Below are 24,349 nucleotides of genomic sequence, written 5' to 3'. Positions count from 1 at the left end.
AATGAGGGGTGCGCCGTGACCATTTCGGATGCCCTCAACTAGTGTTGGATACTGATCTCATCACACTTTTCGCCCAGAAAGGCGGGACCTCGTGGCCGTACCCTTCGATCCCCATACCCCGTTCCAGGATTACGCCCACCCGGAACGCCTGGTTTCCGCGTCCTGGCTCTCCGCCCGACTGGGCACGCCCGGTCTGCGCGTCATCGAATCCGACGAGGACTCCCTCCTCTACGACATCGGACACCTCCCCGGCGCCCTGCGGATCGACTGGCACAAGGACCTCAGCGATCCTGTCACCCGGGACGTCATCGACGGCGAGGCCTTCGCCCGCCTCATGAGCTCCAAGGGCATCGCCCGGGACGACACGGTGGTCATCTACGGTGACCAGTCCAACTGGTGGGCGGCACTGACGCTGTGGGTCTTCACCATGTTCGGCCACGAGGATGTCCGGCTTCTCGACGGCGGCCGGGACGCCTGGATGGCCGAGGAGCGCGACACCTCTTTCGCGGTCCCGAACTACCCCGCAACCGACTACCCCGTCGTCGAGCGCGACGACGCCACCTACCGCATCTTCGTCGGGGAAGTGCGCGCCAACCTCGGCCGGACCGCACTGGTGGACGTGCGTTCCACGGAGGAGTACCTCGGCCAGGTCGGCGGCGACTACGACCCCGCCTTCGCCCCCACCCTGCGGCAGGGCCACATCCCGGGTGCCGTGAACCTGCCATGGCAGGACAATGTCCACCCGAATGCCCGCTTCCGCTCCCGCGCGGAACTCCAGGATATCTACGGCGCTCTGGACCCGAAGGCGGAGACAACCATCTACTGCCACGCCGGCGACCGCACCGCCCACACCTGGTTCGTGCTCAACTACCTGCTCGGCTTCGAGAAGGTACGCAGCTACGACGGCGCATGGGTTGAGTGGGGCAACATGATCCGCATGCCCATCACCCACGGTGAGGCCCCCAGCGCATAACCTCACACTCATGTCCGAACGGACCGCTCCACCGCCCGAACAGGAGGCGCGCCGGGCGGTCCGAATTTCTTTTCCGCGGGTCCTACTGGCGATTCCCACCCTTTTCGGGCAAAATCTCAAGACCTGACGGAATGCTCACGTTTTTGTATGCAAGAATAGTCTGCATGCGTCGCGCGGCCGCCACACGCGGGCGGGCCGACGCGACCTACCAATGCAGCACATGAAAGGGATCCCCAAGTGGCAGTTGAGACCAAGAAGATCACGAAGGTCCTCGTGGCCAACCGCGGTGAAATCGCGGTACGCGTGATCCGCGCCGCCGAGGATGCGGGCATCGCCAGCGTCGCCGTATACGCGGAGCCGGACGCAGACGCCCCGTTCGTCGGTATGGCAGATGAGGCGTTCGCACTGGGCGGCCAGTCCTCCGCCGAGTCCTACCTCGTGATTGAGAAGATCATCGATGCAGCCGCCAAGTCCGGTGCAGACGCGGTCCACCCGGGTTACGGCTTTCTCGCCGAGAACGCCGACTTCGCCCAGGCCGTCATCGACGCCGGTCTGATCTGGATCGGCCCCCCGCCGTCCGCGATCGCCGACCTCGGTGACAAGGTCACCGCCCGCCACATCGCGCAGCGTGCCAACGCCCCGATGGTCCCGGGCACCAGGGAGCCGGTCGCCGGCGCCGACGAGGTCGTCGCCTTCGCTGAGGAGTACGGCCTGCCCATCGCCATCAAGGCCGCCTTCGGTGGCGGTGGCCGTGGCATGAAGGTCGCCTACAAGATGGAGGAGGTTGCGGAGCTCTACGAGTCCGCCACCCGTGAGGCCGTCTCCGCCTTCGGCCGCGGCGAGTGCTTCGTCGAGCGCTACCTGGACAAGGCCCGCCACGTGGAGGCCCAGGTGCTGGCCGACCAGCACGGCAACGTCATCGTCGCCGGCACCCGTGACTGCTCCCTGCAGCGCCGTTTCCAGAAGCTCGTCGAGGAGGCCCCGGCCCCGTTCCTCACCGATGCCCAGCGCACCGAGATCCACGAGTCCGCCAAGCGCATCTGCCGTGAGGCCGGCTACTACGGTGCCGGCACCGTCGAGTACCTCGTCGGCGCCGACGGCCTGATCTCCTTCCTCGAGGTCAACACCCGTCTGCAGGTGGAGCACCCCATCACCGAGGAGACCACCGGCATCGACCTCGTCCGCGAGCAGTTCCGCATCGCGGAGGGCGAGAAGCTGCGTTTCACCGAGGATCCCACCCCGCGCGGCCACTCCTTCGAGTTCCGCATCAACGGTGAGGACGCCGGACTGAACTTCATGCCGGCTCCGGGCACCGTCACCGCCTACCACCAGCCGGACGGCCCGGGTGTCCGCGTGGACTCCGGTGTCCGCGAGGGCTCCGTCATCGGCGGCCAGTTCGACTCCATGCTGGCCAAGCTCATCGTCACCGGCGAGAGCCGCGAGCAGGCCCTGCAGCGCGCCCGCCGCGCACTCGGCGAGTTCGTCGTCGAGGGCATGCCCACGGTCCTGCCCTTCCACCGCCACATCGTCTCCAACCCGGCATTCGTCGGCGACGAGAACGGCTTCGAGATCTACACCAAGTGGATCGAGGAGGTCTGGGACAACCCGATTGAGCCCTTCGTCGATCCGGCTGACCTGCCTGAGGACGAGGCCGTCCCGGCGCACAAGGTTGTCGTCGAGGTCGACGGCCGTCGCGTCGAGATCGCCCTGCCGGGCGACCTGGCACTCGGTGGCGGCGCCGCCCCGAAGAAGAAGGCCAAGAAGCGTCGCTCCGCTGGTGGCGCCGCAGGTGCCTCCGGTGACTCGGTCGCCGCCCCCATGCAGGGCACCGTGATCAAGGTCAACATCACCGAGGGCCAGGAGGTCACCGAGGGTGAGGTTATCCTGGTGCTCGAGGCCATGAAGATGGAGAACCCCGTCAAGGCCCACAAATCCGGTACCGTCACCGGCCTCTCCGTCGAGGAAGGCGCTGGCGTGACCAAGGGACAGGTCCTCCTCGAGATCAAGTAGGACACCACTCCCCCTCCAGGCCCGTGCAGGTGCATCACCTGCACGGGCCTGCTGCTGTCATCCGCGGAGCTCGTCGAGGGCACCCTGGGCGGCCCACCATCCGGGCATTCCGTGGACACCTGCCCCGGGGGGAGTCGCCCCACTCGCGGTGAACACCCCCGGACCCAGGCGGTACGGCTTCAACGACACGCGGGGGCGGAACAGCGCCTGGAGCCCTGTCATGGAGCCGCCGGCGATGTCCCCGCCGATGATGCTGGGGTTCGCGGCCTCCAGGTCCGCCGGGCTGTATTCCCGGTGGTCCACCACCAGATCCCGGAAGCCCGGGGCGAAACGCTCGATCTGGCTGAGGATGGCCTCCCGGACCTGGCCGGGCCGTTCCTCGACAAAGCCGTGGGGCACATGCGCATAGGTCCACAGGACCGGTCCACGGCCCGGATCCGCCGCACCCTGCTGGCACACCATGACGAACGGCCTGTCCGGGAATCTGCCCTTCGCCACCTCACGTTCCGCGAACTCCAGCTCCTCGACCCCGCCACAGACATGGACGGTGCTGGCACGGGAGACCGACTCATCTGCCCAGGGCACCGGCCCCGACAGGAGCCAGTCGACCTTGTGGGCAGCGGATCCGTACCGCCACCGCTCCAGACTTCTCCGCACCGACCGGTCGAGCGGCACATCCTTTATCCCCAGAATCCCCCGGGGAGTCAGGTTCAGTATGTAGGAGTCCGCCTCGGGAAGCTCCCGGAAACTGGACACCCGGTGGTCAGTGACCAGGGTCGCGCCGTGCGCCGTGAGAATTTTCAGCAGAGCAGCCACGATCGCCCCGCTGCCTCCTTTGGCCACGGGCCATCCCCCCGACATCCCCAGGGAGCCGAAGAGGATCCCGAAGGCTGAGGTGAAGGGCTGCGCCGGGGAGGTCATCGAGTGGACGGCACTCCCGCAGAACAGGGCTCTCGCCTGCTCGGTCGAGAACAGCATTCTGGCCAGCCGGGAGGCGGGTAGTAGAGCAGGCACACCGAACTGGGCCATCCGCACCGGATGCGCCGGCCACCGGAGCATGGGCGAAAGCAGGTTCTCCAGATGCTCGTCGATGTGGTCCACCGCATTGCGGTGCAGACGCCGCCACATCTTCGCGTCCTCGCCCAGATCCCGGGCGGTGTCCTCGAGGGAGCGGTGCAGGAAAGCGGCCTCCCCCTGCGGCAGCGGGTGTGCCATGCAGTAGTCGGCATGCAGCCATTCCAGACCGTGTTCCTCCAGCCCGAGGTTCCGGAAGGCTGGACTGGCTATTCCGAACGGGTGGGCTGCGGCACCAAAATCGACCACCGTACCCGGCCAGAAGGTGTCGGTGAAGGAGGTCGCAGATCCCCCGAAATGGTCGGCCTGCTCGTAGACGGTCACCTGCCAGCCCTCGACCGCGAGCCGTGCGGCAGCCGTCAGGCCGTTTGTTCCACCACCGACCACCACTGCGTGAGGTTGAGAACGCATGGCCCACTCCTTATCTAATGTTTGAAATCTGACATTGCCACGGGCGGGTTCTTCCCGCTGGCGACCTTTGACGCCAGACTAACGAAGAAGTACCTGTGGCCGCGGTCATCCCTCTTTTCGTCTCCTCAGTACTGATGCGATTATCCTGTATGTATGGGTTCCGTTCTCACTGGTTTTTCCCTTCGTCGCGCCACCGAATCGGATCGCACCTATCTTTCCCGCCTCTTCTTCCTGACCGATGTTTTCGGGGATGAGTCCCAGCCCGTCGGTGACGGATATCTCGAGGATCTTCACCGCTATGTCGGCAGTTGGACCCCGGAACAGGGTGGGGCCATCGCACTGAGCCCCGAGGGCATCCCCGCCGGGGGTGTATGGCTGCGGCACGGCCCTGACCGTCCGCGCTTCGGATACGTCGCCGCGGATGTCCCCGAGCTGGTCATCGCCGTGGAGAACCGCTACACGCGCCACGGCATCGGCTCCTCGCTTATCGACGCCGCCCTCAACCTCGCCCGCGCCCGTGGCCACGCGGGAGTCTCTCTGGCGGTGGACTTCGGTAATGCACGTGCCCGTGCCCTGTACGTGAAGAAGGGCTTCGTCAGCGCCGGGATCCGCGAGGACCTGGGCTGTGAGGCGATGATCCACCGGTTCTGAGCTCCCCTCCGTTGTATAGGTCTCATCCGTTAGCTCCCGGCAGGTATCTCGTGGGTGGTGCACTCCCCGGGTTGGCCTGTCACCTGGCGGATACATCTCCAGATCTAACGGACGAGACCTACCTCAAGACAGAGAACCGGGGTGCCCCAGCTGGGGCACCCCGGTTCTCTGTCATTCAGCGGTCAGGAGATGACGACGATGAGGTCGCCGCCCTCCACCTTGGTGGCCTGTGCCAGTGCCACGCGTTCGATGGTGCCATCCATGGTGGCCGTGATGGTGGCCTCCATCTTCATGGCCTCGATGACGGCGACCGGGTCGCCGGCCTTGACCTCGTCACCCGGCTTGGCGGTGACCATGACCACACCGGCGAACGGGGCCGCGACATGGCCCTTGTTGTTGGCGTCGGCCTTCTCCGCGGAGGCGGTGACGGACTCGACGGAACGGTCGCGGACCTTCATCGGGCGGATCTGGCCGTTGACGTTCGCCACGACCTGGCGCATGCCCTTGGCGTCGGGTTCACCGACGGCGTCGAGACGCACGACCATCGGCGGCTGGTCCTTCTCAGTGACCAACCTGATGATGTTCTCTTCGCCCTCCTTGAGGCCGTAGAGGAAAATGCGGTCCTCCAGGGTGGCCGTGTTGCCGTACCGGCGGCGGTGCTCGGTGAACTCCGCGGCCTGCTTCGGGAACAGCAGCTTGTCCAGGGTGGAGCGTCGGGTCTGCCGGTCCGGGCTGGTGAGGTTCTTCTCGTCCTCGGCAGGCACCTCCGCGAGTGTGGCCTGGCCATTGGCCCGGCCGGCGAGAGCCTTCTCGCGCAGCAGCGGCCAGCCACCGGGCGGGGTACCCAGATCCCCCCGCAGGAAACCGATGACTGAATCCGGGATGTCATATTTCTGCGGGTCCTCGGCGAAGTCCTTGGGATCCACCCCGGCACCGACCAGGTGCAGGGCGAGGTCACCGACGACCTTCGACGACGGGGTCACCTTGGTCGGGCGGCCCAGCATCTCGTTGACGGCGGCGTAGTAGTCCTCGATGAGCTCGAAACGGTCCTCCAGCCCCAGTGCCTTGGCCTGGGTACGCAGGTTGGACAGCTGACCACCGGGGATCTCGTGCTTGTACACCCGCCCGGTGGGGCCGGGTACACCCGCCTCGAAGGGCGCGTAGAGCTGGCGGACGGCCTCCCAGTAGGGCTCCATGTCGGAGACGGCGTCCAGGGAGAGGCCGGTGTCGCGGTGGGTGTCGGCGAAGGCGGCGACGATCGCGGACAGCGACGGCTGGGAGGTGGTGCCTGCCAGCGGGGCGGAGGCGCCGTCTACGGCATCCGCACCGGCCTGTGCGGCCGCGAGGTAGGTGGCCAGCTGGCCACCGGCGGTGTCGTGGGTGTGCACGTGCACCGGCAGGTCGAATTCCCTGCGCAGGGCCTTGACCAGGCGGGATGCGGCCTGCGGGCGCAGCAGACCGGCCATGTCCTTGATCGCCAGGATATGCGCCCCGGATTCGACGATCTCCTCGGCCAGACCCAGGTAGTAGTCGAGCGTGTAGATCTTCTCACCTGGATCGAGCAGATTCCCGGAGTACGCCATGGCTACCTCGGCGACGGTGGTACCGGTCTCCAGGACGGCGTCGATGGCCGGACGCATCTGGGAGACATCGTTGAGGGCGTCGAAGATACGGAAGATGTCGATGCCGGAATCGGCGGCCTCGGCCACGAAGGCGCGGGCCACGGAATCCGGGTACGGGGTGTAACCGACGGTGTTGCGCCCACGCAGCAGCATCTGGATGTTCACGTTCGGCATGGCGGAACGCAGGGCGTCGAGACGCTCCCAGGGATCCTCATGGAGGAAGCGCATGGCCACGTCGTAGGTGGCGCCACCCCAGGCCTCCACGGACAGCAGGTTCGGGGTGAGTCGGCCGACGTGCTTCGCTGCGGCGACCAGGGCTGAGGAGCGGATGCGGGTGGCCAGCAGCGACTGGTGGGCATCGCGGAAGGTGGTGTCGGTGACGGCCAGGGCGTCCTGCTCGCGCAGCTGTTCGGCGAACTTCTTCGGACCCAGGTCGCGCAGCAGATCGCGGGAGCCGCGCGGCATCGGGGAATCGTTCTGCGGGGGCAGCTTGGTCACGGGGCGGATCTCCGTGGGTCGCTTGCCGTGCGGGCGGTTGACCGTCACGTCAGCGAGGTAGTCGAGGATCCGGCCGGCCTCATCGTCAGCCGGCGGCGCTGAGAGGAGGTGGATGTGGTCGTTGATGAAGTTGGTGGAGATCCGCTTGGTCTGGAAGTCCTCCTCGCGCAGCAGCGCACGCAGGAAACCGATGTTGGTGGCCACACCGGAGACGGTAAATTCCGCCAGGGCGCGCTGGGCACGGGCCACCGCGGTGGCGAAGTCCGCGCCACGGCAGCTCATCTTGACCAGCATGGAGTCAAAGTTCGGGGAGATCTCGCCGCCGAGGGAAGCGGCGCCGTCGAGACGCACGCCTGCGCCACCCGGGGAGCGGTAGGCGGTGATGGTGCCGGTGTCGGGACGGAAGTTGTTCGAGGGATCCTCGGTGGTGATCCGGCACTGCAGGGCCGCCCCGTGCAGCTTGATGGAGTCCTGGGTCAGGCCCAGCTCCGCGAGGGTGGCACCGGCGGCCAGGTGCATCTGCGCCTTGACCAGGTCCACGGAGGTGACTTCCTCGGTGATGGTGTGCTCGACCTGGATGCGTGGGTTCATCTCGATGAAGACGTGGTTACCGTTCTCATCGACGAGGAACTCCACCGTGCCGGCGCACTGGTAGCCGATGGACTCACAGAACCGCACCGCATCCGCACAGATCTGATCCCGCAGATCCGGATCCAGGTGCTGGGCCGGGGCAATCTCCACGACCTTCTGATGGCGGCGCTGCAACGAGCAGTCGCGCTCATAGAGGTGAATGACCTCACCGGTGTGATCGGCCAGGATCTGCACCTCGATGTGCTGCGGGTTGAGCACCGCACGCTCCAGATAGACGTGCCCGTCACCGAAGGCGGCCGCCGCCTCCCGGGAGGCCTCCGCCGAAAGTTTCGCCACGTCCTCCGGCTTCTCGATAAACCGCATGCCACGCCCACCGCCACCGGCCACAGCCTTGACGAAGATGGGGAAGGTGAAGTCCTTGGCCATCTCCACGAGCTCGTCGATATCGGTGGAGGGTTCCGAGTCCTGCAGGACCGGCAGGCCGGCCTTGCGCGCGGCCTCCACGGCAGCGGACTTGTCACCGGTGAGATCGAGGACCTCAGGGGGTGGGCCGATGAAGGTCAGACCGTTCTCGGCGCATTCCCGGGCCAGCTGGGCGTTCTCGGACAGGAAACCATAACCGGGGTAGACCGCATCCGCGTGGGTTTTCTTCGCCGCCCGGATGATCTCGTCGATATCCAGGTAGGCCTTGACCGGGGAGCCTTCGGTGCCGATGCGTACTGCCTCCGAGGCAAACGAGCGGTGGTGGGAGTTGCGGTCTTCTTTGGGGTAGACCGCGACGGTGGCGGCCCCGGTTTCGAAGGCGGCGCGGAAGGCACGTACAGCAATTTCGCCGCGGTTGGCGACAAGTACCTTCTTGAAGGCGGGCAATGTGGTTGTGGCCACGTGGAAGTCCTTTCCAAACGACATGCTGATGCGCATGCGGGGAGGGGGTGATTGAGGCGGGAGATTCGGTGAGATCTCGTCCACATCACATTATCGCAGCGGCAGGGGGATTCTGGGCAAGTCCCCCCTACCTTTCCCGGGAAACGGACAATTTCACGATGAACCATGTCCGTTTCCGGAATGCAGAACGGACTAGCCCGTCCAGCAGCCACGATTCCGGCTGGCGGAACCGGAACCATGTTCAGAGAGAAAAATATCTGCAGGTCCACCCCCGGAAGGCGGCTCCGGCGGTTAGAGCAGGGGAAGCATCACGGCCACCACGGCAAGGCCGGTGAAGGCCCCACCGATGATCTCCGCCCAGGAGTGGTGGGTGAGTTTCAGCCGGGACCAGGCGATGAGTGGGGTTACCAGGAGGGCGAGCGACCACCAGGGGGAGAGGACGAGCCCCAGGTAGCTCCAGACGGGCACCCATAGTCCGACATGGATGGAGATCTTGAGGCCGAGCTGGTTGATCACTGAGAAAGCGAGGATGAACAGCACTGCCGCCAACCCCGCCAGCCAGATCTCACGCGGGGTGTCCAGCAGCAGGAGCCCGACAATCAACACGGCGAGCAGGCCGAGGATGATCGCGAACAGGGCTCCCCGCTGTGTCCGCACCGTGACGTGGTGGCTGGCCACCCTCCCCTGCCGGATCATCCGCAGCACGGCCACCATCGGCAGGATTCCCGTCATGAACGCCGCCAGAAGACCTGGCGCCGGGGCACCGAGGCTGATGCCGAGGATGAGGAAGAGGAGGATGTTGGTGACCCACGGTGCGGCTACCTCGGTCACGATTTTTGCGAAGATCATCGGCTGAGGATCTTAGCCGCACCGCAGGGGCAGGATTCCTAGCGCTGGCCCATCGGGAGGACCTCGCGCTGCTCCGGACCGTTGTAGGCCGACAGCGGGCGGATCAGGGAGTTGTCCTCGTACTGCTCCACGATGTGCGCGGTCCAGCCAGCGACACGCGCGATGACGAACAGCGGGGTGAAGAAGTCCACGGGGAAACCGAGCAGGTGGTAGGCGGGACCGGCCGGGAAGTCCAGGTTGGGCTGGATCCCGGTGCGGGCGTCCATGGCATCGCGCATGTTCTCGTACATGGCGACCCACTTGGCGCCGTCGTGACGCTCGGCCAGCGCCCGGAAGGAGGTCTCCATGCTGGGGACGCGGGAGTCGCCCTTCTTGTACACGCGGTGACCGAAGCCCATGATGAGGTTCTTGTTGTCCAGGGCGTGGTTCACCCAGTCTGCGGCCTTGGCCGGGTCGTCGATCTCCAGCATGGTGTGCATGACGAACTCGTTGGCGCCACCGTGCAGCGGGCCCTTGAGCGCACCGATGGCACCGGTGATGGCGGAGTAGACGTCGGAGCGGGTGGAGGTGATCACACGCCCGGTGAAGGTCGAGGCGTTGAAGGAGTGCTCGGCGTAGAGGATCAGCGACTTCTCGAAGTCCCGCACATCCTCGGGGTTGCTGGCCGGGGATTCGGGGCCGTTGCCGAAGACCATGGCCAGCAGGTTCTCGGCGACGGACTTGTCCGGGTCGGGGGCGACGATGTCCTTACCCTCGCGGCGGCGGATGTCCATCGCCAGAACCATCGGCAGCTGGGCCAGCAGGTTGTGTCCGACGTGGGTGATGTGGTCGGAGTCCGGGGTGAAGTGCTCCGGGTCCTTGGTGCCCATGTAGGACACGGCGGTGCGCATGACATCCATGGGGTGGCAGTCGGTGGGCAGGGAGTGGATGAGCGAGATCAGGCCCGGATCGAGGCTGCGGTAGGAGCGGCCCCGCCTGTTGAACTCGGTGAGCTGCTCCTCGTCCGGCAGTTCGCCGTTCCACAGGAGGTAGGAGACCTCCTCGAAGGAGCAATGCTCGACGAGGTCCTGGACGGCGTAGCCGCGGTAGGTCAGGGAGTTGGTCTCCGGCATGACCTTGGAGACGGAAGTGTAGTCGGCGATGACTCCGTAGAGTCCCTTGCGGACTTCGGGCTGCTGGGTCTGGGTGGCGGTGGTCATGGTTCTCAGCCTTTCGGGAGGAGGGAGGTTACTGGGCGAAGGTGGGCTGGTAGGTGTCTGCGGAGTAGGTGAACACCTGCTGGTCGAAGGCGTTGTACTCGTTGTAGCGGAGCAGTTCGTAGAGGCGGGAGCGGTGCTGCATGCGGTCGAGCCAGCCGGTCTGGGTGCCGGTCTCGGCGATCTCCCCGAGTGCCTCCTCGACCTGGCCCATCGCGATGCGCAGGGTGGTCACCGGGTAGATGACGGCATTGAAACCGAGGTCCTCGAGCTGCTGTGCGGAGAGGAGTTCGGATTTGCCGAATTCCGTCATGTTGGCCAGCAGGGGCACGTCAACGGCCGCGCGGAACTTCTCGAACTCCGCCGGGGTGTGCAGTGCCTCGGTGAAGATGAGGTCGGCTCCGGCGTCGGCGTAGGCCCTGGCACGTTCGATGGCGGAGTCGATGCCCTCGACCCCGGCGGCGTCGGTACGCGCGCAGATGACGAACTGGTCGTCGCGACGCTCGTTGACTGCCGCGGTGATGCGCCGCAGCATGAGCTCGGTGGGGACGACCTCCTTGCCGTCGAGGTGGCCGCAGCGCTTCGGGTTGACCTGGTCCTCGAGGTGGCAGCCGGCGACGCCGGCGTCCTCGAACTCGGAGATGGTGCGTGCCGCGGACATGGGTTCGCCGAAGCCGGTGTCGGCGTCGACGAGCACGGGCAGGTCGGTGACCCGGGCGATCTGGCGGGACCGGTGGGCGACCTCGCTGAGGGTGGTCAGGCCGATGTCCGGCAGCGCCAGGTCGGCGGCGACGACCGCGCCGGAGACGTAGACGCCGTCGAAGCCGGCCTCCTGGATGGCCCGTGCCACCAGCGGGGAGAAGGCACCCGGCATGCGCTGGATCTTTCCGCTGGTCAGACCCGCACGGAATGCTTTACGACGCTCCGTCGGCGTCACCGTGGTGGAGAACAGCCCGGCCATCAGAACAGTCCTGCCGGGATCATCGGGGCGCGGGCGAGCACGTCCTCGTCGAGTTCGATGTTGAGCTCGGCCAGGTCGGTGAGGTTCTCGGTGTTCTCCGCGGCGGCGAGGAAACGGTCCTGTTCGGCCCCGGAGACGATGCCCTCGGCCAGCGTGCGGAACTTGGCCACGTACTGCTCGCGGGCGAAGGGGCGGGCACCGAGCGGGTGGGCGTCGGCGACGGCCAGTTCGTCCTCGACGACCGTGCCGTCGGTGAAGGTGATCACGGCGCGGGCACCGAAGGCCTTCTCGTCCGGGTCGCTGGAGTGGTAGCGGCGGGTCCACTCGGGATCCTCGACCGTGGAGATCTTCTGCCACAGCCCGATGGTCTCCGGACGGTTGGCGCGCTCCGGGGCGTAGGAGTGCTCATGGTGCCAGGAACGGTCCTCGAGTGCCACGGCGAAGATGTACATGATGGAGTGGTCGAGGGTCTCACGCGAGGCCTGCGGATCGAATTTCTGCGGGTCGTTCGAACCGGTGCCGATGACGTAATGGGTGTGGTGGGAGGTGTGCAGGACGATGGACTCGACGTCGCGGAGGTCCTTCCCGTCGGCGGCGATACGCTCGCCCATGCGCCGTGCCAGGTCGATCGGGGCCTGGGACTGGTATTCCGCAGAGTGTTCCTTGGTGTAGGTGTCCAGGATGGCGCGCTTTTCCTCGCCTGCGGCCGGCAGGGGCACGGTGTAACGGTGCTCCGGGCCGGAGAGCAGCCAGGCGATGACACCGTCCTCGCCCTCCCAGATCGGGGAGGGGGCACCCTCGCAGCGCATGGCGCGGTCGACGGCCTCGATGGCCATCTTGCCGGCGAAGGCCGGGGCGAAGGCCTTCCAGGAGGAGATCTCACCCTTACGGGACTGGCGGGTGGCGGTGGTGGTGTGCAGCGCCTGACCGATGGCCTGGTAGATGATGTCCACGTCCAGGTCGAGCAGGGTGCCGATGCCGGCGGCGGCCGAGGGGCCGAGGTGGGCGACGTGGTCGATCTTGTGCTCGTGGAGGCAGATGCCACGGACCAGGTTGACCTGGATCTCGTAGCCGGTGGCCAGGCCGCGGAGGAGGTCGCGGCCGCCCTTGCCGGCCTGCTGCGCGGCGGCGAGGATAGGCGGGATGTTGTCGCCGGGGTGGGAGTAGTCGGCGGCGAGGAAGGTGTCGTGGAAGTCGAGTTCACGGACGGCGGTGCCGTTGGCCAGGGCCGCCCACTCGGCGGCGTACCTGCCCGGCAGACCGAGGACGGAGGCACCGCGGCCGTCAGTGACGGGGCGGGCCTGGGCCATGGCGCGGGCGGAGGAGACGGGGCGTCGCAGAGCGGAGGCGACGGAGACGGCGGCGTTGTCGATGATCCGGTTGATGATCATCTCCTTCGTCTCGGCCGGTACCTCGACAGGGTCGGCCGCGACCAGGGCGATCTTGTGGGCCAGGTGTTCCTCGTGGGGGAAGTCCTCGGCGGAGCGGTAGGTACGCACGGTGTGGTTGATCATGGCGGTCGGATCTACTCCTTGTTCGATGCTGGATGCGCTGGACATCACAGTACTGCGAATCTTGTGTTGATGGTCACAGTAAAGTCTGTGTAAAGTAGCGGCATCAGCCCTCATTTTCTGCAAAACTTGTGGAAAGAGCAGGTCAACCCCACCTTCGGGAGCAACGCACACTCATGAGCAAGCACTTCGCGGGGGCACGCATCCGCACACTCCGGCGCACCCGCAATCTCACCCAGCAGGAGATGGCGCGCCGGCTGAGCCTGTCCACCAGCTACCTCAACCAGCTGGAGAATGACCAGCGGCCCCTGACCGTCACCGTGCTCATGGCCCTGTCGCGCAACTTCGACATCGACCCGGCCTTCTTCTCCCCCGACCATGACGCCCGCACCATCAGTGAACTCCGCGAGGCCTTCCCCACTGTCCCCGACGAACAGCTGGCCGACCTCGCCGCCCGTTACCCCGAGTTCGTCACCGAGGTTCTCGGGCTCGCCGACCGTACCCCGCTGCTTGTCGACGACTCCCCCTACCGCCTCGTCCGCGACTTCTTCTACGAGCACCACAACTACATCCACGAACTCGACGTGCTCGGCGAGGAACTGGCCGGCCGGCTCGGCGATCCGCAGCTGCGGCTGACCCGCCTGTCCACCGCGCTGGACCGGGACCTCGGTGTCGTCGTCCGCTTCCGCAAGATCACCACCGGCCCCCGCCGCATCTACCACCCCGAGACCCGCGAACTACACCTGCGCACCGGCCTGAGCGAAGCACAGCTCTGCTTCGAACTCGCCCTGCAGTACGGCCTGAGCGGGCACGCGGACCTGCTCACCGGACTTGCCGCCCCCCTGCCCACCGAGGAGGCCCGCGGTATCGCGGTACTCGCCCTGGCCCAGTACTTCGCCGCGGCTGTGGTCATGCCCTACCAGGCGATGCTCACCACCGCCGAGGAGTTCCGCTACGACATCGACCGCCTCGCCGCCCACTTCGGCACCGGCTTCGAGACGACCTGCCACCGCCTGTCCACCCTCAACCGGCCCGGCGCCCGCGGGGTGCCCTTCTTCTTCGTGCGCACGGACCGGGCGGGCAACATCTCCAAGCGCCAGTCCGCCACAGGCTTCCACTTCTCCCGCGCCGGCGGCTCCTGCCCCCTGTGGGTGATCCACCGCGCCTTCGAGACACCCGGGCGGGTCACACGCCAGGTCGCCGGCATGCCCGACGGGCGCCACTACCTGTGGATCGCCCGTACCGTCCGCGGCCAGGCCCACGGTTTCGGCCAGCCGCGGAAGGAGTTCGCCGTCGGCCTGGGCTGCGACCTGGACCAGGCCGAACGCCTCGTCTACGCGCAGGGGCTGGACCTCTCCCCCGCCTCGGCCACCCCCATCGGGCCGGGCTGCACCTCGTGTCCCCGGGAACGCTGCCCCCAGCGAGCCTTCCCCCATGCGGGTCGTCGGGTGGTCGTCGACCTTGACGCCACCCTGGATTTCTCCTACACGACCTACTGAGTCGGACTACTCCAGGTCGTCGTGCGCCACAAGGCGGCGGGCGGCCTCGGTGATCGAGCCCGAAAGGGAGGGGTAGACCGCGAAGGTCTCCGAGAGCTGCTTGACGGTGAGGTTGTTGGTCACCGCGATGGCGATCGGAAGAATGAGCTCCGAGGCGGTCGGGGCGACGATGACACCGCCGATGACCAGGCCGGAGTTGCTGCGGCAGAAGAGCTTGACGAAGCCGTGCTTGAGCGAGCGCATTTTCGCCCGCGGATTGGACTGCAGCGGCAGGACCACCGCGCGGGCCGAGACCTCCTTGTTCTCCACCTGGGCGTGGGTGACACCTACGGCGGCGATCTCCGGGCGGGTGAACACGGCGGTGGCCACCGTCTTCAGCCGGATCGGGGTCACACCCTCGCCGAGGGCGTGGTACATGGCCATGCGCCCCTGCATCGCCGCGACGGAGGCCAGCGGGAACAGGTCGGTGCAGTCACCGGCGGCGTAGATGCCGGAGACGTTGGTGCGCGAGACCCGATCGACCTTGATGTGCCCGGAGGGGGCGGTCTCCACACCGACGTTCTCCAGGGACAGGCCCTCGGTGGCGGGGATGGAACCGATCGACATGATGGCGTGCGAGCCGTAGATCTCGCGGCCATCGGTCGTCTTCACGCAGACCCCGCCGTCCGCGGTGCGGGTCACCGACTCCACGCGGGCGTGCTTCTCCAGGGAGACCCCGCGCTGCGAGAGGACATGCTCGAGCACGTCCGCGGCATCGGCGTCATCGTGCGGCAGGATGCGGTCGCGGGAGGCGACCATGGTCACCTTCACACCCAGTTCCGCGAAGGCGGAGACGAATTCCGCACCCGTGACACCGGAACCGACCACGATGAGATGCTCCGGGGTATCCTCCAGGTCGTAGACCTGCTGCCAGGTGAGAATGCGCTCACCGTCGGGCTGTGCGCCGGGCAGGATGCGTGGGGTGGCACCGGTGGCGATGAGCACCAGCTCGGATTCGAAGACCTCCTCCGTGCCGTCCTCCAGGGTGGCGGTGACCCGGTGGAAGACCTGCTCCAGCTGGGACTCCGCGAAGCGGGCGCGACCGTGTACGAAACGCACCCCGGCGCGCTCCAGCTGGACCAGGATGTCATCCGACTGTTCCTGGGCGAGCATCTGCACACGCTTGTTCAGCGCCGGCAGGTGGATGCGGGCGCGGCCCAGCAGGCTGTTGAGCCCCATGTCATCGGCCCGGCGCAGGTCCGTCTTGATCGCACTGCCGGCTATGAAGGACTTCGACGGCACACAATCGAGGAGGACAGAGGAGCCGCCGATGCCCCGTTCCTCAATAATCGTCACATCCGCCCCGTACTTGGCTCCGGCAAGTGCGGCCTCATAGCCGGCGGGGCCTCCGCCGATGATGACGATACGGTTACTCAAGATGTCCTCCAGGCGTCATTGACAATCCACGTGCCACCTGAGTCTAGTCGCTAGGTCAAAAAGCCGCCGCCGCTTGCACTCCTGCTGTACTGCTCCACGATGGAGCCGAACAGACGGATCCCCACGCCGATGGAACGTTCATCCACGTTCAGGTCACCCTGGTGCAGATCCTGCATCCGCCCCTTGCCCGACCAGCAGCCCAGGCGGGCCATGGAGCCCGGCACATGCTCGAGATACATGGAGAAATCCTCGCCGCCGCTGGACTGCGGGGCCTGCACGACTGCCTGGGGGTCGATGACGCGGGCGGCGTCGGCAAGCATCGCCGTGGCGACGTCGTCGTTGATCACCGGCGGTACGCCGCGCTGGTAGATCAGCTCGTGGGTGCAGCCCGTCGGGGCGAGCACCTGGGCGATGAGCTCCTCCATCAGTTCACGCAGGGTCCGCCACGTGGCGATGTCACCCGTGCGGATCGTGCCTGTCAGCTGGCCGGACTCCGGGATCGCGTTCGGCGCATAACCGGCGTTGACCGAACCGAAGACCAGGACCGTCGCAGTCCGCGGGTCCACCCGGCGTGAGAGCAGGGCCGGCAGCTGGGTGACCAGCGAGCTGAGGGCGAAGACCACGTCATTGGTCAGGTGCGGACGCGCGGAGTGCCCGCCGGGTCCGTGGACCTTGATCTGCAGCACGTCGGAGGCCGAGGTGATCGCGCCGGTGCGCACACCGATCCGGCCCACCCGCAGTTTCGGTTCGACGTGCAGGCCGAAGATGGAGCCAACGCCGTCGAGACCGCCCCAGGCAATGACATCCGAGGCTCCGCCTTCCATGACCTCCTCGGCCGGCTGGAAGATCACCCGGATGCCGTGCTGCAGCCCGTCTGCGTTGTCTGCCAGCGCACACGCCAGTCCCAGGGCGATGGTCGTATGGATGTCGTGGCCGCAGGCATGTGCCACGCCGGGCACCTTCGAGGCATAGGGCAGGTCGGTCAGCTCAGTCAGCGCCAGTGCGTCGATGTCTCCGCGGAAGGCCAGCCGGTCACCGGTATCCGGGCCGAGGTCCACCATGAGGCCGGTGCCGGGGAAACGCCGGGGCGTGAGTCCATGGGCCTCAAGCGTCTCCGCGAGGAAATTCGTCGTCTCGTACTCCATGTGGGACAGTTCCGGGTGAGAGTGCAGATGACGGCGCCATCCAACCACCTCTTCCCGGTGAGCGATGAGCCACTCATCGATGCGTGCGGCGATTCCCTTCACGAACTGTCCTTTCCGGAAGACCTTGAGACAAGGATCAACGCCACCCAGCCTACTCCCCTATCGGTGTCCTCCCGCCTACCGCCTGGGGCGGCTCCGGACCGTCCTCGTAGCGGGGACCCGAGCCGTACTGCGCGAAGGCACGCCGGAAGCGCCGCAGGTCCGGCCCGCCGGCCGGCCAACGGATGGAAATGCCGACATCCCCCGCCGAGCAGATGTCGGCCACCGGGGCATCACCGGCCGGCAGGAGCACCGCCGGTGGCACGTCGAGGGCGCGGGCGAGCTGGTAGATGGTGGTCAGCTGCGGGTCGGGGGCTTTTCCTGAGTTGTTGAGGTTCCGCTCGATGTTGGATATTGAATTCCGCGCGATACCGGAGAGGGTGGCCAGCTGCTCCTGCGTCAGCCCCCGGATGCGGCGCAGCTGGTGGAGGTTCCTGCCGAGCCGCAGACCGTAGCTGGGCCAGGGATCCCACTCTTCTTCCCGCGTCATGCCCCCAAATTGCCCACTGCAGTGGGAGAAGTCCGCCCACTACAGTGGGCGGACAGGGGGCGATCCAGGTGCTAGATGTCGATGTTCCTGGGGCCGTAGAGGCGATCACCGGCATCGCCGAGGCCAGGCACGATGTAGGCGTCCTCGTTGAGGTCCGGATCGATCGCAGCGGTGACCAGACGACAGGGCAGCCCGGATTCCGCCAGCGCATCCACGCCGGGTTGGGCGGAGACCATGCAGATCGCCGTGATGTCGGTGGCGCCGCGGGCCGCCAGCAGGCGGACCGCGTGCAGCAGCGAACCTCCGGTGGCCAGCATGGGGTCGACGACGAATACGGTCCGGCCGGTCAGATCATCAGGCAGGGCCTCCAGGTAGGGCACCGGCTCGTGGGTGACCTCGTTGCGGGCCAGACCGATGAAGCCGACCTGCGCGTCCGGGATCATCGACAGGGCCGGGTCGATCATGCCCAGCCCGGCGCGGATGACCGGCACGATGATCGGCGGATCGGCCAGGCGCGTGCCCTCCGCGACGGCGACGGGGGTCTGACAGTCGAAGTGCTCGACGGGCAGCTCGCGGGATGCCTCGTAGACGAGCATGGCGCCCAGATCCGCGAGGGCGGCGCGGAAGGCGGTGTTATCGCTGCGTGCATCGCGCATGATGGTCAGCCGTGACGCGGCCAGCGGGTGATTGATGATGGTGATCTCCATGCGCCCCATGCTAGACGCCGCTCCCCGGGAACCTTCCTCCTGTTCCGGCAGTCCAATAAGGCATGGACACCTTCTCCGTGGACCCCGACCGTGCCCGCCTGCTGACCGCCGAGCTTCTCGACGCCGCCGACCACCTCCCCGACACTCCGCTGCCCCACCCCGGGCAGGGCCGTTTCAGCACCTCCCTCCACCATGCCGTAGCCCACCTGGACACCCAGACCCGGTGTGTCCACGACCGTGCGCGGGTGCTGGCGGAACGTTCCCACCGTGTCATCGATGCCACTGAGGGTACTGACCGGACCCTGGCCGCCGATCTCGGGAGGCTGCGGTGAGGGATATCGTCGCCACTCTGCAACACATTGCGGACCTCCAGCCGGAGACACTGCCTCTCCTCCATCTTCCAGCGCTGCCGGATTTCCACGCCGCACTACCGCTGTGTGAGATGATCGCCGCCGGCTCGCCGGGTGGCACCACCCTGGTGGCGACCGCCCGGGCGGTCAGCGCTGACCGCCGGCTGGTCTCGGAGATCAACGAGACAGCCGCCGGTCATGTGGAGTCCACCCGCACCGAGTTGCTGCACCTGGCCGGGGAACTGGGCGGACAGGCGGTCCAGGTCCTCCCGCGGCTGCTCTCCCCCGTGCCGGGAGCCCAGGCCGGGGCCCTGCTGGAGCTGCAGAATCTGGCGGCAATCTTCACCCGCACCGCCACCGCCCGGGTCCTGGATCTGGAGCAGGCCCTGGATCCGCTGGCCGATGACCTCGACCGGGTGGCAGGCACCCCGCACACCGCAGCCCTGCCTTCCCCTGTCCCGCCGGAACCGCTGGTCCCGGAACCTACCCACGAACCCGCCTCCTCTTCCAACGGCACCGGGGAGGCAGCCGTCGCCGCGGCCCTGAGCCAGGTCGGAACCCCCTATGTCTGGGGCGGCACCGGCAACGGCGGTTTCGACTGCAGCGGGCTCACACAGTGGGCCTGGCGCCAGGCCGGGGTCGAGCTGCCGCGCCTGGCGGAACAGCAGACCGTGGGCACGCAGGTGTCGGCGGAGGAACTCATACCCGGTGATCTGGTGGTGTGGGACGGGCACGTGGCGATGTACGCCGGTGACGGCCAGATCGTCGAGGCGGGTGACCCGGTCCAGACCAATCCGCTGCGGACCACCAACATGGGGATGGCCTTCCAGGGTTTCTGGCGGCCGACCGGGTAGGACTCCGGTAGAATCCCCGCCCATGAGCTCCCCTGCGATCGTCCCCGTGAAACTGTCTCTCACCGACGGTGATTACTTCACCCTCTGGGCCCCCAGCTGGAAGGAGCACGGTGCCGAATGGCAGGCCTTCCTCGGTGACGACAAGGGGCTGTTTCTGTTCACCTCCCCGGCCCGGATGCTGGCCTTCCTGAACTCCGGTGAGAAGCACGATCTACGTTCGCACCCGAAGTGGTCCGCCTTCGAGGCCCTGCCCGCCGACAAAATCGAGCCGGAGAAGAAGGAGAACCACGACATCATCGGTGCCCCGGCCCTGCTCGCCGGCCGCCCCTCCTACGAGAACGTCTCGGAGCTCAGCCGCATCTTCCGCGTCACCCGCTCGCTGGCCGAGGTCACCGCTGCTGATGACGCCGTTCTCTTCTTCGCCTCCCACTCAGTGCTGGGCAACGTCCACCGCGGCGCCGAGCACTACGCGGGCGACCACGGTATGGGCGAGTGGACTGCCGTGGGCCGTACCGTGCTGACGAACTGGAGGCAGGTCGTGGAGTCCCTCGACGCCCAGGTGCGCGTCATCGACGTCGACGAGGCAGCCACCACCGAGGCCCAGGCGGAGATCGACGCCGCACGTATCTCCGCCGCTGAGGCCCGCGCCAAGGCGGAACTCGCCGCGAAGGAGGCCGAGGAGCAGGCCGACCCCTACGACTCCTCCATCTGGGGCCTGGCCGGCATCGACCCGGTGAAGATCACCCTCCAGGGCAAGTCCGTCTACACCCTGCGTACCTACCTCGACGGCAATCCGATCTTCCTCGGCCGCTACGGCGAGATCTTCACCTTCCCCACCACCCGACAGCTGTCCCGCTGGCTCGTGGAGAACGACGCCCACGACCTGGCGAAGGTCTCCACCTGGGAGCAGGTCATGACCCACGCCAACGCCGGTGAACTCGACGTCATCGTCCACCCGGACAACCAGTACTCCTACCAGGGGCTGGTCGCGGACATCGAGAAGGGGCCGGAGGCCGTCGACACCGCCCAGATGTCCCGCGGCTACGAGCTGTTCGCCGACGCCGCGGACTGGGCTGCCGACGATTCCCTCAACTCCTACCTCCTGGCCAATCCCCGGATGCAGGACTTCCTGTCCTACATGCTCGGCTCCACCGGGACCGCCGGCTACGTGCCCTCCGCCCCCTTCACCGACCACTCCACCGCGTGGCGTGAGCTTGAGGAGATGCTGCTCAACCGCTTCTCCAAGTTCTAGTGGCCTACTCCTCCTCGTCCGTTTCAACCTGATCGAGGCCCTCGACGACATCCTGGGCCTCGTAGGAGGGCAGGATGATGCGCTCCAGCAGATCCTGGCGCTCCACCTCACTGATGAAGGCAGCACGTACGGCGTTGACGGTGAGGTCGAAGAACTCCTCCAGGCCGTAGCCGAAGGTCTCAGCGAGCACGACGAACTGCTCGGTCAGTGAACCGGCGATCTCACGGTTGCCGGTACTGACGGTGCACGTGAAACCAAGCTGCTGCAGCAGGGTGAGAGGGTGGTCGCCGATTTCCTCTGCGGCCTCCAGGTCAACCTCGAGGGTCGGGGAGAAATCGACCGTGATGTGGCGGTCGCGGACCCAGCCGGAAACCTTGCCGGGCAGCACCCCCTCAAAACCCTCGGTGTCGATGTGGAAGTCGTCGATCAGACCCACCGGATGGCCCAGGCGGACCGCGCCCAACTGGACGGCCTCGGCGATGGCGTCGATGCCGCCGTCCAGACCGGCGTGCAGGGTGAAGGGGATGTAGGCCTCGCGCAGCTGCCGGAAGGCGTCCGCATGCTCCTCAAGGGAATGTTCCTCCGGTCCCGCGACGTCGAAGCCGACGACCTGGCGTCCGTGGTTGCGTACCGCCAGTTCGGCGATCTCCGGGATGAGACGGCCGCGCTGGGCGGTGAGGATGAGGCGGGCGTCGATACGCGGGACGTCGAGTCCGGCCACGGCGCAGTCGACGACCTCCTGGAGGGTCAGCCCACCCTCGGTGTGCAGCTCCGGGGAGATGCGGAGTTCGACATAGACCACATTGTCGGCGGCGAGTTCGGTGAGCTGGCCACGCACCTGGGCCGTCAGAGTGTCGGGGGTCTGCGCAGGTTCGCCGGTGAGATGGTCGTGGAGGAGGACCTTCGGCAGGCCTGCGAGGACCTCGCGGTTGACGTTCTTGCGGTCCGGGCTGATGTCAGGGGTCTCGTACATGGCCCCCATGCTAATCCGCTCAGCGGCCCGGCTTGCGCACGACCTCCGCACCCGCCCAGCGGTCATGGGAGCCGATGAACTGGTTGGTCGGGTTGATGGAGCTGCCGATGGCGATGGCACCGATGAAGCTGATCAGCCAGCCGATACCGGGGACGATGTTGACGATGCGCCACCACTGGCGCTTCGCTGACTGCTGCAGGCTCAGGTTCTCGCCGGTGTTGAGGTCCCGGACCTGGTAGCCGAACAGGTGCTTGACCGGAGAGGCACCGGTGTACACCTCGAAACCGATGAAATACGCCAGCGCAGCGATGGAGCTCAGCAACCAGCCGGCCCCTTCACCCGCCCCGAAGATCACGACGAGCAGACCGGTGAGCATGGAGAGGAGGATGCCGTCGAGAAGCATCATGCCCAGACGCAGACCCGCCGAGGGTCGGTCCACGGTCGGCTGATGCACGGGTACCCCTGCCGTGTACTGGGAGGGGCTGGCGAAGGGATCCGCCTGCGGTGGCGGCGGGGTGTACGTCGGATAGTTGTAGGGTGTCGACTGCTGCTGAGGTTGGGGCTGTGGCTGGGGTTGCCCGGGGAACATCTGCGGATCCGGCAGCGTGCCGAAGTTACCCAGGTACTCCAGGTCATTCCAGTTCAGGTTGAGGGAGGCATCCAACGCGTCATCGTAGGTCGCGCGACGGGCGTCATCGGAGAGGACCGCGAAGGTGGTGTGCAGCTGCCGGCGCCGGGGATCGGTGTCCAGGACAGCCTGATTCTCCAGGTCGAGATCACGTTGCGCCAGGACGCGTCCCAGCTCGTCCGCCGAGGCGCTGCGGTCGAGGCCGTGGAGCTGGTAGAGGTTCGGCGTCGGGGAGTTCATGTCGGTCACCTTAGTCCTTGGAAGTTGTGTCGTCCCCTCAAGGATAGGCCCCGCGCTCAACGTCCGGCATCCGGAAAGCCCCTGAAGTTCACCCTGATTCCGCTGGTCCTACTTACGCCGCAGGAGCGCGAGAGCACCCGCACCCAGGGCACCGAGCGCGGCGCCCACCCCGACGGCGACACCTGCGCTGGGACCATGGTTGACCTCCTCCCGCACCCGGATGACGGCTGGCACAGGAGCGGGCATCTGAGCCATCTGCATGGACTCCTCGGTGGTTGCTGCCCATGCGGAGACGTACATGACCAGACGCCACACCAGGTAGAGCACGACCATGAGACCGATGATCGGACCAAAGGTCGCGCCCGCCGGATTCGACAGCGCATTGGTCGCGAACAACGAACCGAGCTGCTTGATCACCTCAAAGCCGAGCGCACCGAGGACGGCGGCCTGCAATCCGGAACGCCTGGGCACCTTCGTGCGAGGCAGATAGAACACCATCCAGGCCATGACCAGGAAGTTCGCCAGCAGGCCGACGAAGATAGTCACCCCGTAAGTGAGAAAGCGGATGCCCGGGATCCCGGCCAGGCCGAAGAATTCCAGGACGTACTCCGTCAGCCCGGAGCTGCCGATCGCAGTGACAGCGAAGGCCACCACCAGCGCCAGGAACAGGCCCAACAGCCCCAGCAGGTCACTGAATTTCTTGGTGACGAAGTTGCCGACGGCGGTGGGGTCGACCTTCCACATCTTGGAGGTCCCGTAGCGCAGGTTGTTCATCCAGCCCAGGCCCGACCACAGGGCCGTCACGGCACCGATCCCGGCGACCGCACCACGCTGCGCGATGGCCGTGGTGAGGATGTCGTTGACGAGCGTGCCCAGCTCCCCCTCGACCGAACCGGCGATCTGCTCCTGCACGTCGGTGAGCACCTCGGGACGGTTGGCCAGGAACGTGGCGACCGCGGCGACAATGAGCATGAGGAGGGGGAAGATCGCCAGGACCGAGAAATAGGTGATGCCCGCCGAATACTGGTTGCCGCCCATCGACGAATAGCGGTCCTGCATCCGCATCAGGTGGTCGACGGCCTCCGACCTCTCACGGACCTTATCGACGGCCCCCGGGTCATCGTCGTGGACCCGTTCAATGCCGAACTCATCGACGTTGCGCTGGTCGGGCTGCGTGCTGGTGGCCACTGCGACTCCTCTCCGGAAGGATCAGCCATTCATCAACCTGCTGATACAACCCCCACGGTAGGGAAGAATGCGGCACAGCGCACGTACCGCAACGCAACCGTTACGATCACCTGGCTGGACCCTGTTCGGGAGATCAGGAAATTTTCCAGCGGAACGTCGTGCGGCGACTCCCGACGGTTTCCAATGGCATTGACTTCCACCCCAGTCAGCGGGGCCACCTTCCCCCGCGATTGGAAATGGTGCCCATTTTCATTAAATAAATACCCCCTGAACTGC

Annotated in this window: 21 protein-coding genes; 7 read left to right on the top strand and 14 right to left on the bottom strand. The window is 66.7% G+C overall.

The genetic code is table 11. The features are described 5' to 3' along the window. The first annotated feature begins 91 nt into the window (after positions 1 to 91). Both EAH68_RS11030 and EAH68_RS11025 read left to right on the top strand, forming a co-directional pair. Positions 92 to 973 carry a sulfurtransferase gene (locus tag EAH68_RS11030; protein ID WP_126121394.1) on the top strand — a complete coding sequence of 294 codons (882 nt, stop codon included), beginning with the start codon at positions 92 to 94 and terminating at the stop codon, positions 971 to 973. A gap of 237 nt (positions 974 to 1,210) precedes the next feature. Further along, positions 1,211 to 2,983, top strand: a complete 1,773-nt coding sequence (locus EAH68_RS11025; RefSeq protein ID WP_126121393.1) for an acetyl/propionyl/methylcrotonyl-CoA carboxylase subunit alpha — start codon at positions 1,211 to 1,213, stop codon at positions 2,981 to 2,983. A 57-nt stretch (positions 2,984 to 3,040) separates the two neighbouring features. Here EAH68_RS11025 and EAH68_RS11020 read toward each other — a convergent pair whose 3' ends face one another. Beyond that, on the bottom strand, positions 3,041 to 4,468 hold the full coding sequence (locus tag EAH68_RS11020) for a phytoene desaturase family protein (RefSeq protein WP_126121392.1): 1,428 nt from the start codon (positions 4,466 to 4,468) through the stop codon (positions 3,041 to 3,043). Positions 4,469 to 4,621: 153 nt separating this feature from the next. On the opposite strand from EAH68_RS11020, the gene EAH68_RS11015 reads away from it, so the two are divergent. Next, positions 4,622 to 5,119 carry a GNAT family N-acetyltransferase gene (locus tag EAH68_RS11015; protein WP_126121391.1) on the top strand — a complete coding sequence of 166 codons (498 nt, stop codon included), beginning with the start codon at positions 4,622 to 4,624 and terminating at the stop codon, positions 5,117 to 5,119. Positions 5,120 to 5,301: 182 nt separating this feature from the next. Here the strand turns inward: EAH68_RS11015 and EAH68_RS11010 are convergent, their stop codons facing one another. From EAH68_RS11010 to prpD, 5 genes are all read right to left on the bottom strand, one after another. After that, positions 5,302 to 8,715 carry a pyruvate carboxylase gene (locus EAH68_RS11010; RefSeq protein WP_241228422.1) on the bottom strand — a complete coding sequence of 1,138 codons (3,414 nt, stop codon included), beginning with the start codon at positions 8,713 to 8,715 and terminating at the stop codon, positions 5,302 to 5,304. Positions 8,716 to 9,006: 291 nt separating this feature from the next. Next, a complete protein-coding gene (locus tag EAH68_RS11005; protein WP_126121389.1) occupies positions 9,007 to 9,564 on the bottom strand; it encodes a phosphoesterase in 558 nt (185 codons plus the stop codon). Positions 9,565 to 9,602: 38 nt separating this feature from the next. Continuing rightward, positions 9,603 to 10,763, bottom strand: a complete 1,161-nt coding sequence (locus EAH68_RS11000; protein WP_126121388.1) for a bifunctional 2-methylcitrate synthase/citrate synthase — start codon at positions 10,761 to 10,763, stop codon at positions 9,603 to 9,605. A gap of 28 nt (positions 10,764 to 10,791) precedes the next feature. Continuing rightward, entirely contained in the window at positions 10,792 to 11,721 is a 930-nt protein-coding gene (prpB, locus tag EAH68_RS10995; protein ID WP_164546475.1) for a methylisocitrate lyase, read from the bottom strand. Next, positions 11,721 to 13,235, bottom strand: a complete 1,515-nt coding sequence (gene prpD, locus EAH68_RS10990; protein WP_126121387.1) for a 2-methylcitrate dehydratase PrpD — start codon at positions 13,233 to 13,235, stop codon at positions 11,721 to 11,723. The genes prpB and prpD overlap by 1 nt, the downstream gene beginning before the upstream one ends. A 173-nt stretch (positions 13,236 to 13,408) precedes the next feature. Here prpD and EAH68_RS10985 point away from each other — a divergent pair, with 173 nt between their 5' ends. Then, on the top strand, positions 13,409 to 14,731 hold the full coding sequence (locus tag EAH68_RS10985; RefSeq protein WP_126121386.1) for a short-chain fatty acyl-CoA regulator family protein: 1,323 nt from the start codon (positions 13,409 to 13,411) through the stop codon (positions 14,729 to 14,731). A 6-nt stretch (positions 14,732 to 14,737) separates the two neighbouring features. Here EAH68_RS10985 and EAH68_RS10980 read toward each other — a convergent pair whose 3' ends face one another. From EAH68_RS10980 to upp, 4 genes are all read right to left on the bottom strand, one after another. Further along, positions 14,738 to 16,147 carry an NAD(P)H-quinone dehydrogenase gene (locus EAH68_RS10980; RefSeq protein WP_126121385.1) on the bottom strand — a complete coding sequence of 470 codons (1,410 nt, stop codon included), beginning with the start codon at positions 16,145 to 16,147 and terminating at the stop codon, positions 14,738 to 14,740. A gap of 50 nt (positions 16,148 to 16,197) precedes the next feature. Next, complete coding sequence (locus EAH68_RS10975) at positions 16,198 to 17,394, bottom strand: M20 family metallopeptidase (RefSeq protein WP_126121384.1); 1,197 nt, start codon at positions 17,392 to 17,394, stop codon at positions 16,198 to 16,200. Positions 17,395 to 17,443: 49 nt separating this feature from the next. After that, complete coding sequence (locus tag EAH68_RS10970) at positions 17,444 to 17,881, bottom strand: helix-turn-helix domain-containing protein (protein WP_126121383.1); 438 nt, start codon at positions 17,879 to 17,881, stop codon at positions 17,444 to 17,446. Between the two features lie 71 nt (positions 17,882 to 17,952). Beyond that, positions 17,953 to 18,588 carry a uracil phosphoribosyltransferase gene (gene upp / locus EAH68_RS10965; protein WP_126121382.1) on the bottom strand — a complete coding sequence of 212 codons (636 nt, stop codon included), beginning with the start codon at positions 18,586 to 18,588 and terminating at the stop codon, positions 17,953 to 17,955. 62 nt (positions 18,589 to 18,650) lie between these two features. Between upp and EAH68_RS10960 the strand changes: the two genes are divergently transcribed. From EAH68_RS10960 to EAH68_RS10950, 3 genes are read left to right on the top strand one after another with little or no spacing between them, the layout of a single operon-like run. Next, positions 18,651 to 18,920: a hypothetical protein gene (locus tag EAH68_RS10960; protein WP_126121381.1), complete on the top strand. Its 270-nt coding sequence runs from the start codon at positions 18,651 to 18,653 to the stop codon at positions 18,918 to 18,920. Next, positions 18,917 to 19,792, top strand: a complete 876-nt coding sequence (locus EAH68_RS10955; RefSeq protein ID WP_206436401.1) for a C40 family peptidase — start codon at positions 18,917 to 18,919, stop codon at positions 19,790 to 19,792. Before EAH68_RS10960 ends, EAH68_RS10955 begins: the two co-directional genes overlap by 4 nt. Before the next feature lie 22 nt (positions 19,793 to 19,814). Beyond that, entirely contained in the window at positions 19,815 to 21,044 is a 1,230-nt protein-coding gene (locus EAH68_RS10950; RefSeq protein ID WP_126121380.1) for a SatS C-terminal domain-containing protein, read from the top strand. A 4-nt stretch (positions 21,045 to 21,048) separates the two neighbouring features. Here EAH68_RS10950 and EAH68_RS10945 read toward each other — a convergent pair whose 3' ends face one another. The 4 genes from EAH68_RS10945 to EAH68_RS14830 all read right to left on the bottom strand — a co-directional run. After that, positions 21,049 to 22,017, bottom strand: coding sequence for an adenosine deaminase family protein (locus EAH68_RS10945; RefSeq protein ID WP_126121379.1), 969 nt, complete (start codon positions 22,015 to 22,017; stop codon positions 21,049 to 21,051). A 19-nt stretch (positions 22,018 to 22,036) separates the two neighbouring features. Continuing rightward, positions 22,037 to 22,885 (bottom strand): RDD family protein, encoded by an 849-nt coding sequence (locus EAH68_RS10940; RefSeq protein WP_126121378.1) that lies wholly within the window; start codon positions 22,883 to 22,885, stop codon positions 22,037 to 22,039. A gap of 108 nt (positions 22,886 to 22,993) precedes the next feature. Then, the gene (locus tag EAH68_RS10935; protein WP_126121377.1) at positions 22,994 to 24,073 is read right to left on the bottom strand and encodes a YhjD/YihY/BrkB family envelope integrity protein; all 1,080 of its coding nucleotides are present in this window, start codon (positions 24,071 to 24,073) and stop codon (positions 22,994 to 22,996) included. A gap of 32 nt (positions 24,074 to 24,105) precedes the next feature. Then, positions 24,106 to 24,349: hypothetical protein (locus EAH68_RS14830; RefSeq protein ID WP_206436400.1), on the bottom strand; the 244-nt coding region annotated here is incomplete at its 5' end.

The organism is Corynebacterium hylobatis (assembly GCF_003955685.1).
In the GTDB taxonomy this organism is placed as follows: Bacteria; Actinomycetota; Actinomycetes; order Mycobacteriales; family Mycobacteriaceae; genus Corynebacterium; species Corynebacterium hylobatis.
The sequence above is the reverse complement of the archived record's forward strand: the minus strand, read 5'-3'. Positions and strand labels throughout refer to the sequence as shown.

Coding starts and splice junctions, on each gene's coding strand:
- EAH68_RS10950 (WP_126121380.1), top strand. CDS start 19,815: ATGAGCTCCCCTGCGATCGTCCCCGTGAAACTGTCTCTCACCGACGGT.
- EAH68_RS11020 (WP_126121392.1), bottom strand. CDS start 4,468: ATGCGTTCTCAACCTCACGCAGTGGTGGTCGGTGGTGGAACAAACGGC.
- EAH68_RS10970 (WP_126121383.1), bottom strand. CDS start 17,881: ATGACGCGGGAAGAAGAGTGGGATCCCTGGCCCAGCTACGGTCTGCGG.
- EAH68_RS11015 (WP_126121391.1), top strand. CDS start 4,622: ATGGGTTCCGTTCTCACTGGTTTTTCCCTTCGTCGCGCCACCGAATCG.
- prpD (WP_126121387.1), bottom strand. CDS start 13,235: ATGATCAACCACACCGTGCGTACCTACCGCTCCGCCGAGGACTTCCCC.
- EAH68_RS10945 (WP_126121379.1), bottom strand. CDS start 22,017: ATGTACGAGACCCCTGACATCAGCCCGGACCGCAAGAACGTCAACCGC.
- EAH68_RS11000 (WP_126121388.1), bottom strand. CDS start 10,763: ATGACCACCGCCACCCAGACCCAGCAGCCCGAAGTCCGCAAGGGACTC.
- EAH68_RS10960 (WP_126121381.1), top strand. CDS start 18,651: ATGGACACCTTCTCCGTGGACCCCGACCGTGCCCGCCTGCTGACCGCC.
- prpB (WP_164546475.1), bottom strand. CDS start 11,721: ATGGCCGGGCTGTTCTCCACCACGGTGACGCCGACGGAGCGTCGTAAA.
- EAH68_RS11005 (WP_126121389.1), bottom strand. CDS start 9,564: ATGATCTTCGCAAAAATCGTGACCGAGGTAGCCGCACCGTGGGTCACC.
- upp (WP_126121382.1), bottom strand. CDS start 18,588: ATGGAGATCACCATCATCAATCACCCGCTGGCCGCGTCACGGCTGACC.
- EAH68_RS10985 (WP_126121386.1), top strand. CDS start 13,409: ATGAGCAAGCACTTCGCGGGGGCACGCATCCGCACACTCCGGCGCACC.
- EAH68_RS10940 (WP_126121378.1), bottom strand. CDS start 22,885: ATGAACTCCCCGACGCCGAACCTCTACCAGCTCCACGGCCTCGACCGC.